Raw genomic sequence first — 13,150 nt, forward strand, 5'->3', positions numbered from 1 at the left:
GGCTCACTGATTGACGCTGCCGCCTTCAATTAAGACTTTTTCGTTTGATAGGTCCGGCGTTGATGGTTCTACGGCGTTTCTTTTTCGGACCCTGATCTCGATTCTTCGGCGATCCTGAACGTCACCTGCTTGGGCTCCGTCAGTCAGTTTGTCCCCAGGCAGGATAAGCTGTGCGCCAGACATAGGCAGGATCGTAAGCCCTTGTAGCCCAGGCACGGACTTTAGGACTTCGGCGACGGCCATGGCTCGGGCAAGACCAAGACCCGCATTATCGCCTGGTCGCATCTTTCCGACCGATGTGGTGCCATCGAGCACACCTTTCATCTCGGCATCCAAATTTGACCTGACGCCGTTGATCTTCTGTTCATCGGTATGGCCAATGACTTCGATCACGTCGACTTCGTACTGTTTGGCGATATCGGCAATGCGTTGCGATGTGTCTTCAGCCAGCAGTTTCCTGAACCCCGGGCTGATCAAAGCACTACCACTCTTGAAGAAGTAGTCTTTGGTTTCGCTGAGATTGATGATCGGCGGCCATTCGTGAGGCTTTGAATCTCCTTCTGTCTCTTTGAAGGCCTCAGCCTGCCTGACCATCTCGGCGAGCTGCTCTTCGGCGGGAATATCCGTCGAGACAACGACCTTCTCACGCAGCAGCTTGATTGCCGCGGCCAGCTTTTCGAGTTCCTCTGGCGTCAGGCTTTGCTCTTGCAGCTTGTCGAGCACGGCCGACGCCTCTGCGACCTCTGCAGGCGAAATCTCTTCCTTCAGGAGTTCAATGATAACTGGAGCCTGTTTCTTGACCTCTTCCAGGGTGAGACCAGTAGCCTTGAGCTGGTCTATGTCCCTTTTGGCTATCTCCAGTTCGCGCCAGTTTTCGTCAATCTCCGTCGGGGTAGCGGTGCTCAGGTGCTTGAGCTTCTCCGATAACTGGATAGTCAGAGCCCTCTCCTCGGCTAACGCGATCTCAAGAGCTTGTCTGTCGGTGGCTGTAAGCAAGGCTTTCTCGGCTTCCTTGCGCTCCTTGATGATGATGGCACCAGCCGCAAGCAGAAGACAAAATACGAGGAGGAGCATAGACTCGGCCATGGTCAGGCCAAGGATGAGGCCTCTGCCATAACCACGCTGTTCGCTCGAGACAGACGTGCCTTGCATGCTCATCCTAACGGCCACCACTTTTTGCCATTGCCTTCAATGGTGGGTGCTTTCTCGTCGATCGAGGGAGGGCTCCATGACGGCCGCGGAATTTCGACAACTGGCGTTGGTTCGCTTGCGATGATTGGTGGCGGCGGGGTTGGCTCTGTAGTTGGCAAAGGTACTGTTGGAACCGACGGACGGGTGCCGTTGACGGCTTTGACATCCGTCGTGCCCGTGTCTTCCACAGCAGTGGCCTGAGGCTTCAAAGCGTCATCCAGCGCCCTGCCCAAGGCGGACACCATGTCGGAATTCTGTTGCTCGAGCTTGCGGGCCATATTGTCGGTATTTTGCTGCACTTTTGCAGACGCAATGACAGCTTTCTCCATGAGCAAAACCGACTTGCTCATCGTGTCCGTCACCTTTTCGAGTCCCGACATGACGGCCTCGAAGCGCGCATTTTGCGCAGCCATGGTGGCTTCATTTTTGGCGACGTAGGCGTGCATCGACGTGCCGAGTTCCTTCACCATCGGTGCAAACTCGTTCCTGATTACGGACTCAGGAAGCATGACCTTGTCGACTTGCTTGGCTACGTTTTCGATGTTTTGCACGATGCCATTGAGCTTCGTGGCAATCTGGTCGAAAGCGGTGTCGGCCGCACTACCGAACTTAACTGACGCCTCTTTCATGGGTTTGATGGCCTCTTCCGCCATCTTGCCCATCGTCTCGGTGACTTGGGTGCTCGTCTCTTCCATGTGCTGGAGCATGTCGTCGAAGCCCTCAGTGATCATCTGAGTGTTTACTCGACGGAAATCGACAAACTCGCGAGACGTGTTTTCCAACTCTGCGCGCACGCGCCTTGTCATGTCTGCCAGGTCGTGGCGTGTCGCTCGTTCGATGTCGAGAACGTCCCGGCGTGTCTGGTTGTACAATATTCTCAAGGAGATGCCGACGATTGTTGATGTGATGGCGATGCCAAAATTTCTGACAACATCGTCCATCGAACCTTCGGAGGTGAATTGGTACAGCGACACGCCAAGGCTCGAGAGGGTGAACAGAAACCCCATGTAGTAGAGATTGTCGCCCGTCTGCTCATCATGGAGCCTCACGCGTCCTGAATACCAGGATAGTCCCAGATACCCGAGCATCAGGATGATCGGAAACATCATGGAGATGAACGGGTTAATCCCAGAGAGCTTCGACACGGCTATGAAAATGCACCCGATGAGGGTGAAGCTACCAAATACGATGAGTGGCAAATTCCGAAGGATGGCGGGGGCCGAACGATCTAATAGCGTGTCTTTCAATTCATGCCCTCCAGTTTCAACGGCTTTTGCCAGTTGCCGTCATTTCCCTCGACCCAGTTTGCCCAAAATTTCACATGCTCGGCGCTTCCGAAGGACTTGGCTTTCCTGTTCACGTACCAGATAGAGACGTCCACACCCTCGAGAGAAGTCCCATATTCTGCGTAGGCTGGGCTGGTTTTGTAGTGGTCGTAGTCGATTCCAGATTTGTACTGGGAGTAGAGGCCCGTATGCTCGATCATGTCAGATGCGACGATGAGTTTCTTAGGTATGTTGGCGAGCTGGTCGAAGACTGTCAGTTTGATCCGCTGAATTCCCGCCATGATGGGAGACTGATCTCCTGACTTTCCATTTTCTATCTCACCTTCGACCTTCCCAAGCGGGTCATTGAACGCATCTTCCCATTGCTTTTGACGGCGTGCGGGGTTCTGGGTCCAAATATCTGCCGATGACCCGTCGCCGGGATTGCAACCGGTGAACATTTTAACGAGGTCACCAGGTTTCGCGGTGAGGCCGTAGATTTCGAGCAGACCTCCGATGGGGATTGCGTCCGAAGCGGTTTTGAACTGCCTCTTAAGGTCAATCATCGTGGTTTCAGTGATGGGATCGGTTGTGTCGAACAAGACAGACGTCACTGCGACTGGGCCCGTTGTCGGGCAAAGCGTTACCTTGTCCAGCTTCGGCTGGCTGGAAGCTTTGGCGTAGAGCCAGCCGAGCCCACCAATAATAGCCGCGGAGCAAGCCAATATGGCCACGCCGCCAAGGATCATCCCTGAACCGCCGCTTTTCTTCTTCTTTTTCTTAGCCATTGGCGGTCTCCGGATGAAGCTTGTCGAGTTCTCTGAACTCGTCGATGCCGCTTTCACAGACCGCGGCGATGTTCTTAATCTGAGCGGCTAGCTCGGCTTGGGCTTTGGTGATCGCATCTGAAATGTCTTTGTCGGACAGTTCTGCATTGGATGCACGTGTGGCCTTGATGCGATCGAGCTTGTAGCCTTTGTCGAAGTATTTTGGAGAGGGAGTGTCCCGAGCCTTGGTGTTGGCGTCCCTATACTTGTGCAACAGAACGTTCGCTGTCCGTTCGAGTTGTTCCTGATAATTGGAAAAGAGAGTCAGCAGCTTGGAACGGTGCGCAATAATCGAATTGTGTTCTTTTCGGCGGCCGCTGAGGCTCTTGATGATGGCGTCGACCTTTTCGTTGTGTTCATCGCGGACGTCGATGAGATTGTCGATCAGGTACTCTTGGCGGCTCACATACTTCTTACGTGCCGCCTCCAGACGTTTGTGGACCCCAGCATATCCAAGATATGGGTCTCGCATGTACCAGCCGTCGATGAAGGCGATGATTGAGAAGACCAAACCCGTTCCGAAGAGCAACCACGACTTGATGTCCGTGAGACCGAATGGGTTTTCCCGCATCCTGGTAATAGCCTGGACGCCTGCTTCTTCGAAGAAAGTGCCCGAAATCTCACGGTAGTGGGCAAGCAGGAGGTTCAAGCTGACAGCGAACCCCACCCAAACAAGGATCGACACCAAGCCAAGGAGCTTTAGCAACCATGACCTATGGGCGGTCAGGCTAACGCAGAATAGCGCGAGGATGAGCGTAAAGCCGATGTTGAGGAACGAGAATGCAATCGCCTCCACAATGCCGCCCACAACGCCCATGTCGCTTCCTTTGGCAAGGAAGAAGCCGTTGGCGACCACTTCCAGTAGGAACACGAGAATGAGGATGGCAATCTTGAAGAACATGACTGGCCCCTCGGACACGCGTGGGGCGCGTGTAATGCGGTGCTTCTTTTGGAAGTGATCAAAGTCCTTTTCAGCAGCGTCTAGCCCGCGACGCAAACCATGGAGTTCGTTCCTGCCCTTTACGATCTCAGCTTTGAAGTCAGATACACCTTCGGCGCTGGTCTTCTCGATCTCCGAAAATTGTCCCTGAAAGTCGAGACCGACCAAACGTTCCGTAAAGAGGAGCAACTGGTCTTCAAGATTATGATGTTCAGTATTCCTGGCATCCTGAATCTTACCGACAACCGAAAGTTCAATGTCGTCCATAGATCTGGCGCTACTCGCTGGCTGATTCTGCGCCCCGCGAGCTTCGCCTTCCTCGACGAGCTTCATATCTTTAGCAACACGTTCTGCGTCGAGACTAGGAAAGATCTCGGTGCTTACCACGAAATCGTGGTTATTTTCCTTAAACTTTTCAAGAAGCCTGTTAAGCCCGCTAAAAGCTTTCGCCAAAACCTGTGCCCCCGTACAGCGTCAGTAAATTTGTTCATTAGCATGCGGTATTGTTCTAGCAAGGGGTAAGTCAGTATCGATAATGCCGCCCACTGCATGGCATTTCATAGTCAACAGCGTATTTCTGATTGGGGGGATCCGAACGCTTCAGACAATTTAACTTTTGGAGATTGCCGCAGACTCTGCCGCAACGGGTGATCGTGGCGAATAGGCCTGCAGCTTCCACTCTCCGGTAGCGCCCTGTTGAGGCGACTGCACCAGTCAAACCCTTCGGACGGACTAGGTGGTGGACCCGCCTACCACTCACATCTTCATCACAGCAGCAGCACGCTGGCGTCTGGCTTCCTCTTCGGCCAGTCGCTGAGCGTCCAGATCTGGCTGATTGGTCTTCGGCGGCCACATGAACAACGCCTGCATAGGAGTGACCTTGGCAGCTGCCTTGGCCTCCGCGGCTTTTTCGGCCTTTTCGTCGGCATCCCTCGAACCGATACCCTCGTATGCAGCCAGGTCGACGCTCGGATGCTTCTTCTCGAAAGCCTCAACCTCTCGCCGCACGAACGCTGTGGTCAGAGCCATTTTGTCGGCCGACTTCTGCAAATCCTCGGTGCTACGGATTTTACTGCGGATCTCATCATTCCAGTCTTTGTAGAGAATTGAGGAAGGATGATCGGCCTTGATCTCGGCCCGGACATTTCCCTTCAGTACGGCCGCTTTGGCGTCTTCACGAAATTTATATCCGGAGTAGTCATTGTCGGTCGCAAGCACCCATTTGGCGCTCGGGTTCGCCTTTGCTAGGAGCTCAATGCCATTGAGACCATGTTGGGAGGATGCCCCCGCTGTCGACAACAGCAAGGTATCATTGGGCACCTTTTTCGCAGCCGCCTCTTTTTCAACATCGGACATCTGAAGAAAGTTCGCAGGAAGCTTGCGCTGTTGCCACCAGGACAGAGCATCGATTCCAGATTCTGCGACAACTATGGTGTCGATCTGCCCTCTCTTCGGCCCGATCATCCCTAGCCCCTTGCCTTCACCTTGCGAGAAATCAGTCGTGCGCATGGCGGTGCCGCTAGAGGTCTGCGCTGACGGAAGCTTGGCTTCGTAGCCAGTGATAGTGCCAAAATTCACCACGTCGCGATGCGCGAAGGCCAATCCAGCCTTCCACTTGCCATCGGTGTGATCTTTGACGACCTGGCGTTTTACGTCGTCCTCAAAGAAGTTGATGGTCGCGCGTTCAATTCCACGCTCCTTCGGGTACGCGTCAGTAGCCCATGGCTTTTGCATGCCGAAGCGGAATTGGAAGTCGTGATACGATTTGCCTTCATCCAGCATGTCGCGTGCTTTTCCCGCGACGAACTGAGCCTGCTTATCCGCGTCGAGTGCAGCCCCGTTCTCAATGGACTTAAGCCACTTATCAGCTATGCGCCCCCGAAACTTTTCGTTGGCGGATGCGCCTTCGCGCTCGGCGATTGCAATCGCTTCCCTCAGGCGGGCTTTAGCAGGCAAACCACGGCCATCATCCTTGAAGCTTGTGGAAGCAAGCTGCTGCGCAATGGTGCTCTTGTATTCTTCGTATGTCGTCTTCGGCCTCTCGATCGCGGGAGCGACAACGACCTTGGTGTCCTTCAGGTGGTCCGTCCCGAATTCGTCACGAAGTTTGTGCCAGGCTTCTGGATAGCTCGAGACTACGCCCTTATTGATCATCCAACCGTCGACCAGACCTTTCTGGGTGCCGTCGTTCCATTGATTGTAGATCCATCTGCCGTCGGGCATACGCGAAACGGTATAACGGTTGAACCCCTCGCCGTTTTTCAAGCCATCACACAGATGCACTCGGTCCGAAGAATTCTGCCTTTCCTTCGCCGGATCGAGGACGGCACCATTGCGCAGCATGAAAGGTACCGGGTCCGCGCGGTAGAATGCCTGCTTCTCCGCGTCGGAGATCCTCTTCGAGGTTTTCACTTCAATTTTCTGATCAACTGGCTTTGGGGGCACCACAGGAGTTTGACCAGCCGACAGCGGACGTTTGAAAGCAAATCCGCGCATGCGGTTTCGAAGATTATCTATTGCTCGATCGTCCATGTGGTTCTCCTTGTTTTTCCCTAGCTGCTCCATGGTTGGTGCCAGTGACGGTGCCTTCAGGCCGCGGAATGGGTTTACCGTGCCTTCGATATGTTTAGGTTGAACGATAGCTTTTACGGCCGCAAGGGACGCGCCGATCTCGCCATCGAGACGGGCCTTATTGTTAAGGATGCGGGTTTCCATAATCTGCATGCCGCCTTTCACGGTTTCCTGCAGTCGAGACAAATGTGTCTGGATCCAGTTATCGTCAGCGAGGAACGCTTTCAGCTTCTCCTTGCCAGCATATGGCTGGAGGTCTGTGAAATTGGCCTTGTTGTCCGTGATGGAAGCCTCGTGGACGATGTATTTGAACCAGTCTTCTGGTCCAAACTTGAAATCATCGGGTGCGATGTTCTGGCGAGCGTCCTCTTTGTCGGGGATCGACAAGTGCCCATCGGATTCAACCAGGATAATGCCTGCCTTTGCCGCCTTATTTTCCTCAATGCGGCCGACATTGACCAGCAGATGGCAGTCGTGGCGATGGCGTGTCATGCCCACATACGTCAGGCGATAATCCATACCATGGCAGTCAGCGACTATGACCTGGTCGACCGTTGCGCCCTGAGCTGCGTAAACGGTGACACAGTAGGCCGCTTGCATCATCGGAACTGCCTTGTCGCCTTCCTTACGGAAGCCAGTTAGCTGGGAAGGGGTGGCGCGAACGATCTTCGCTGGGTCCTTGTCAAAAACAAGCTCTAGGATCGGCTCCCCAGTCTTTGGATCAATCGTCACCGATTTGAGGGTCGCCATATCTGAGTTGTTGATCGGGATCGGCAAGCCGCTCTTGGCAGTTTCCAGACGCTCACCGAAAATCACCCGTTCCCCTGCCCTTAGATGGAGCTGTTCGCCGATTTCCTTGTCCTTGGCGTTCCTGATGAGCGCCTCGATTGCAACCTCATCATCGCCGAGCATCCCCGCCTCGATCATGGACTTCCGAACTTCAGCGTTGATCGCGTGAAGATCCGAGTTCCTGTTTGTGATGATCAGGGTTTCTGCGGGCCGCTTTGGGTCATAAAGCTCGATGAATTTATCGGCCGCCTGGTGATAGGTCGCATCGAGATCGGCAATGAAGGATATTCTGCCTTCGTCACGGTAGATGGAGAGCGCATTTTCGATGTCGTCCTTCTTCCCTTTCACGAACGCAGCTGAAGCCTCACGGTATTGGGCGGATCGCTCCGGATTGTCTGGATCATTCTGGCGCATGATGACGTTCAAGCGATGACTGCCAATGACGTCGCGGGCCATTGTCATCGGAGATCCAGCGGCCACTGGCGACAGCTGCTGCGTGTCTCCGAGCAGAATGAGGCGACCACCGTTGACCGTGACGGCCTGCGCAATGAATTCCATGTCGTCGATGCCGACCATGCCAGCCTCGTCGATCGCGACGATCGTGCTGCTGTCGATCTTCAGTTTTCCGACTTTGAATTCTGCGATGAATTTGGCGCAGGCCTTGGCCATGTCGTCTTGCAGGTTCATGTCCTTGCGCAAGACATCCGTGGCTTTCCATGAGGGCGAGATGCCGTAAACGCTGAACCCAGCTGGCTCGAGGACTTCCTTGATGCGACCTGATGTAAACGACTTACCAGCGCCCGCCGAACCTTCCAGTATCGAGATCGACGAACTGGACTTCAGAACGTAGCGAATGCCCGCCTTTTGCTCGTCATTTAGGCCTCGAATTCCTTTCTCGGGATCAGCACGGTATTTATCTATGATGGCCTCGATCTGCTTGTCCGCAGCCATCGACGGCATCGTGGGCAAGTTCAGACACATGTTCATGAAAGAGCGCTCTTTCTCGACCAGGTCACGGATGCCCCACATTGCGCGGCCATCGGAATCGAACTCACTCAGTACAAGCAGGCGTTCTTTCACGAGGTTCACGACCTCGGGAATTTCCCTGAGGCCGAACTCGCCCTGGGCTGATCGATAAACAGCCGTCAGAACATCCCGCTCGCCGACGATGGTCTGGGTGTGTCCGAGGCGTTCAACAGCCTCCATGGCAACACGCACCATTTTAGTATCGCGATCCTCGGAGACCGGATCTGGCTTTTCCAGTTTGGATAGCAAGGGGTCACCATCGGTGTGTTCTTTGATGATGTCATTCCATCGGCCGATGAGTTCAAAAATCGGGGGCTGCTCGTCCTTAGATTTACGCGTCGCCTTAGCCGCTACCTGTGCAGCACGCCGATCCTTGGTGGTCAGACCACGTTCCTCGAGCGCATCAAGGACTTCCTGGCGGCGAGTTGACAGGGAATTGACGAGCTCCTGTTTGACGCCTCCGATCTTGATGTCGTGTTCGCCCTTGGCCAGGACTACCTGTTCGAGACCTTCGACCTGACGAAGTCGCTCATAGAAAGAAGCCTTGAAAGCAGCGTCGAATACGGGGCGCATGTGCCGGATTTCACCATCATCTATCGTGCCGACACTTCCGTCCTGGCGTATGCAAACATTCATGAGGAGTGAATGCACATGCAACTGCGGCTCGCCGTTTCGGTTTGTCCGGTGCAGGAAATCGAACAAGACCACGTCGCTGGCGGGTTCGAGAAACTCGGTACGCTTCCCCTCAGCATCCTTGGTGACGCGCCGTGTGCGAAACATCCCATTGTCGTGCATCATCTGCTTGGCATCGTTGACGGCAGATCGCAGGGCATCTTCGATCGCAGTTGCCATTTTAAGGTCGCCGCGAGCGAGCGCATCGGCCCACAAAGCACTAACTGGCTTGTCGATTGAAAAGGTCAGATCGTAGCCAGCTCGAGGTGCCCGATCCTTGTCGGTCATCTTTTCTGGGTATCGCTGCTTCTTCTCGTGGTAAGCGCAGGCAGTCTTGATCAATCGCTCTTTGGTGACGGGGTCGTAACCCATGGACAGCAAGCGAGCGACCTTGGTAGCCACTGGCTTGCTGAAATCAATGCCGTCGGCAATTCGACGGCCGCGGCCGACACGCGCAGGTTTGCCGTCCTCAGGCGTGCAGATGAAATGGAGGTCTTCTTTCTTCAGCTTTGGCCGCCATGGGCGTCCATCTGCCTCGCTTTCCTGGTCATAGTAGCTGCTGCCCCCCCAGACCTTGGTGCCAGACTTCAATGCGGCAACTCGCTCTTCATGAGAAGCCGATGACCGAACCTTTCCCTCAGTGGCGGCTTCTTTTTCTTCCTGTTTTCCAATCAAGTACTGGATGTCGGCGACCGAATTCACATCAAGCATGGCACCTCCCTCACTCGCCCGAAGGCATTGAAACGGCCACACGGGCTGCGAGATCGAGGGTGAAGAGAGCATCAAACAATGCCATGCGGGCTTTCAGCTTTTCGAGGCTGTCCCGATCGCCAGTGAGCTGCATCGAGAGAGTTGGCCTCCCCCTGGCCGCCGTCTGCAGGCCGCCAATCGTCGTCAGACGGATGCCTGCTTTCCGAAGGTGACCATTGAAATCCACTACTGCATCGAGGAACGCCAAGGCGATCATCTCGGCATCAATTGGATTGTCCCTGAGCGCTCGCGCGAAAAGCTGGATCACCCACCCACTCGCGATCAGACAGACCTCCGACTGACGTTCAAGTGCGTCTACGCTGTCGGTCTCTTCTGGCTTAATGACGGTGATAATGTCGCTTCCCTTTCTTGTTTATGATTGACGTTTCTGAATACAATTGCAAATCAAAAAGACTTCCACTTTCTCATCGATTTGGGACTAGCACGCGTCAAAACAGGCTCCCGATCAGCGTCCTCGTTGTCGTCTTCCCCAGCAACCGAAATGTGCTCGAACAGGTGGTCGAGATCGACTTCATTGGCGGCACCGATGTCGCCTCCATTGGCGGTCAGGATGAGCATTGAATGGATCTCGTCCAGTCTCTGCATGGTGATCGAGGTGAAATCGCTGAAGCCTTCGTGGATGATCGCTGGCAGTTCGCCATAAGTCTTCATGGTGCCCAGGACGAGCATCAATGCGTCACCGATGGCGATCCCTTTCAGGGCCGCAATGTGCTTCAGATAGGCATCCAATTCGGCCTTCTGCCGTGGCTTCAGCTTGACCGAAAACGCTACCGTTTTCTCGCTCGCTGTTGCCTTCGCTGTGTTGCTCATTCCGGCCTCCTTGCTGCTTCGTGAGGCCATTCAAAGGCATCACCTCAGTCTTCATCAATGCCTCCCAGATAGTTACCGTTGAGCGCATCCGATTGATATCATTAGTATTCGGCCTGTCGGCGGCGCATATGTCAATGGTGGTCAACCGCGAATTATCTAGGATTCAATAGGGGTTTGGGGCCTCCCAATGCTCCCCGCAGGGGACACAGCCCATCGCAGATGCGGTCTGTGTCTACTCCAAGTCCCCATTACGAAATCCACACCACCAGGTGCCGTCATGACCTCGAAGATTTCGAATACAATAATGGGGACTGAGAATTCATTCGGCATGAGCCGATATCAAATCTGAAATAGGCGATAGCCAACCCTCTCGAAGCAATCTGAAAATCACAAAGTGACATCGTCAAAAGTCGAGCCCAAAACACCCGCAGATCGGTATCGAAAAGTTAATCCGTCGAATTCCATATGGACAGCCTGACGACCGGAACGACCATTTTGGAATTCGCATGATCGACATTTGGGACATCAACACCTACACCGACGACATACGTTCGTATCTGAATGAAAACGCGGATATTGTCAGGCGATATTGGGAAGACGAGATCAGGATCGCCAATATCGTCCGTCCCGAAGAAGACACTATCGAAGAGCTTGTCTTTCATCTGCCTCCGAACGAGTTCCAGGCACCCTATCACAACGTAGTAGACGGTCTTGATCGGATCCTGCGAGAGAAGACATTTCGCACGTTTCACTACACCAGGCTGACCGAAGCTGAGGTTCAGATAATTGGTGAGCATGGCGTCAAACCAAACAATCAAGAGTTCCTAGAACATCGGCTCGTCGGACTAGTCGATGACAGCCTTCTATCGGAGGAGCTGGCTACCAACGTCTTGGGATCAAGTGAATTCAAGCTTGCAACGATGCCAGTCCTTCTTGGCGGCTTTTCGGTGACCTCGATGCCCATGCCTATCAACCATGACCATGTTAGCTCGCATCTGCGATTTTGGGGTGGGCACACCTGCTATTATTATTGGAAGTGGGCCGAGACAGAGCTCGCCAAAGGCAAACGAAACAAAGTCCATCCCGAGATGGTAGACGTCGTTCGCGAAATAATTCCAATCCTTGAGAGCATTGGCCGTGGTCGGATATTTGAGATCTCGGCCTCATACCATTGGAGCAGCAGCACAGGTTTCGGAGGGATAACTTCCAGGATCTTTGAGGCCTTTGCCACAACCCTGGGCTACGATTGCTCGCCCCGGGTTCTAGATCTGGAAATCGAAAAACCATCGCCCATCTTCCAAGAGAAAGGACCAGTAGCTAAGGTCATTCGGATTCATACCGAGGGCGAAAAGGATTACGGGAGAATGGGGGCGGGATATCCATCGTCCTTTGTGTCGCGAAGCTACGAGTGAGCCTGCAACCGCTGAGGGGCGATATCGAAGAATGATTGATCTCTGGGACATCAATACCTACGCCGAAGACGTGCGCGATTACCTGGGGCGTAGCAAGGAAATCGTAACGCGCTATCTCGACCGCGAGATCGAACTCAACGAGATCAAGCCTCCGCAGGATCCTCGCGAACGCATCCGCTTCAAGATGCCCTCGAATGCGCACTACGAGGAATATCGAGCGGCCGTTGATGCCCTCGGCCCTATCCTGTCTTCGAAGACGTTTCGTGCCTTCCATTATTCCCGCATGACCGACGACGAGGTCGACGCTTTCAAGACCGTGGGCATAGTCACGACATCGGTCGATTTCCTTCGACAGCGTGTCGATCACCAGGTCAATTCTGGAACGATGTCGGTCGCGCAAGCTAATCGCATCGTTAAAAATACCGCCCTCGCCCGCCCGGAAGAGTTTGGACACCGGGACGGGTTCTGGACGACTGCCACCCCGATCCATCCCGCAGACGAAGCAGTGAACTTTTTGGTCGACCACTGGGGTGGTGAGTCAGCCTACTGGGCCTTTCAGACGGGTAGCGATGGCGACACGCTCGATCTCCTGAAGGGTATCGGCAAGGGCCGCATCATCGAAATCGCTGTCCCGCTCTCGGCGGTCAATTGCGGTGACACTGGCGCTGGAACGGCTTCCAACGCCTTCGACGAGTTCGCACTCACCCTGGGCTACGACCGTTACCCCAGAAACCTCGATCTCCATCTCAACCAACCGCTGCCCGCCTCGGCAATCCTTCAGGTTCATACCGAGGGCGAAGAGGATTTCGGGAAATGGGGTGAGGGCTATCCCGCCTCCTTCGTGCTGCGGGAAGAGGAATAACCCACTGTATTGTT

General features: G+C 54.3%; 9 protein-coding genes. 2 read left to right on the top strand and 7 right to left on the bottom strand.

All coding sequences use genetic code 11. The annotated features are described in order from the left end of the window. Nucleotides 1-3 precede the first annotated feature (3 nt). The 7 genes from AC1DLV_RS22900 to AC1DLV_RS22930 form a co-directional block, all read right to left on the bottom strand. Nucleotides 4-1,158 carry an OmpA family protein gene (locus AC1DLV_RS22900; protein WP_476802322.1) on the bottom strand — a complete coding sequence of 385 codons (1,155 nt, stop codon included), beginning with the start codon at nucleotides 1,156-1,158 and terminating at the stop codon, nucleotides 4-6. Then, entirely contained in the window at nucleotides 1,155-2,438 is a 1,284-nt protein-coding gene (locus tag AC1DLV_RS22905) for a hypothetical protein (protein ID WP_476802323.1), read from the bottom strand. The genes AC1DLV_RS22900 and AC1DLV_RS22905 overlap by 4 nt, the downstream gene beginning before the upstream one ends. Beyond that, entirely contained in the window at nucleotides 2,435-3,244 is an 810-nt protein-coding gene (locus AC1DLV_RS22910) for a hypothetical protein (protein ID WP_476802324.1), read from the bottom strand. Before AC1DLV_RS22910 ends, AC1DLV_RS22905 begins: the two co-directional genes overlap by 4 nt. Further along, entirely contained in the window at nucleotides 3,237-4,676 is a 1,440-nt protein-coding gene (locus tag AC1DLV_RS22915; protein ID WP_476802325.1) for a hypothetical protein, read from the bottom strand. The genes AC1DLV_RS22910 and AC1DLV_RS22915 overlap by 8 nt, the downstream gene beginning before the upstream one ends. A gap of 303 nt (nucleotides 4,677-4,979) precedes the next feature. Then, the gene (mobF, locus tag AC1DLV_RS22920; protein WP_476802326.1) at nucleotides 4,980-9,992 is read right to left on the bottom strand and encodes a MobF family relaxase; all 5,013 of its coding nucleotides are present in this window, start codon (nucleotides 9,990-9,992) and stop codon (nucleotides 4,980-4,982) included. Nucleotides 9,993-10,002: 10 nt separating this feature from the next. Next, on the bottom strand, nucleotides 10,003-10,248 hold the full coding sequence (locus AC1DLV_RS22925; protein WP_476802327.1) for a hypothetical protein: 246 nt from the start codon (nucleotides 10,246-10,248) through the stop codon (nucleotides 10,003-10,005). Between the two features lie 188 nt (nucleotides 10,249-10,436). Next, the gene (locus tag AC1DLV_RS22930) at nucleotides 10,437-10,862 is read right to left on the bottom strand and encodes a hypothetical protein (RefSeq protein ID WP_476802328.1); all 426 of its coding nucleotides are present in this window, start codon (nucleotides 10,860-10,862) and stop codon (nucleotides 10,437-10,439) included. Nucleotides 10,863-11,368: 506 nt separating this feature from the next. Between AC1DLV_RS22930 and AC1DLV_RS22935 the strand changes: the two genes are divergently transcribed. Together AC1DLV_RS22935 and AC1DLV_RS22940 are read left to right on the top strand one after the other, a co-directional pair. Beyond that, nucleotides 11,369-12,274, top strand: coding sequence for a hypothetical protein (locus AC1DLV_RS22935; protein WP_476802329.1), 906 nt, complete (start codon nucleotides 11,369-11,371; stop codon nucleotides 12,272-12,274). Nucleotides 12,275-12,305: 31 nt separating this feature from the next. Then, nucleotides 12,306-13,136, top strand: coding sequence for a hypothetical protein (locus AC1DLV_RS22940; protein ID WP_476802330.1), 831 nt, complete (start codon nucleotides 12,306-12,308; stop codon nucleotides 13,134-13,136). The last annotated feature ends 14 nt before the right edge of the window (nucleotides 13,137-13,150 follow it).

It is taken from the genome of Aminobacter sp. 01T433 (assembly GCF_056398585.1).

Bases quoted from the DNA above. Each gene is read 5' to 3' on its own strand.
- AC1DLV_RS22900 (WP_476802322.1), bottom strand. From the start codon at position 1,158: ATGAGCATGCAAGGCACGTCTGTCTCGAGCGAACAGCGTGGTTATGGC.
- AC1DLV_RS22910 (WP_476802324.1), bottom strand. From the start codon at position 3,244: ATGGCTAAGAAAAAGAAGAAGAAAAGCGGCGGTTCAGGGATGATCCTT.
- mobF (WP_476802326.1), bottom strand. From the start codon at position 9,992: ATGCTTGATGTGAATTCGGTCGCCGACATCCAGTACTTGATTGGAAAA.
- AC1DLV_RS22925 (WP_476802327.1), bottom strand. From the start codon at position 10,248: ATGATCGCCTTGGCGTTCCTCGATGCAGTAGTGGATTTCAATGGTCAC.
- AC1DLV_RS22930 (WP_476802328.1), bottom strand. From the start codon at position 10,862: ATGAGCAACACAGCGAAGGCAACAGCGAGCGAGAAAACGGTAGCGTTT.
- AC1DLV_RS22935 (WP_476802329.1), top strand. From the start codon at position 11,369: ATGATCGACATTTGGGACATCAACACCTACACCGACGACATACGTTCG.
- AC1DLV_RS22940 (WP_476802330.1), top strand. From the start codon at position 12,306: ATGATTGATCTCTGGGACATCAATACCTACGCCGAAGACGTGCGCGAT.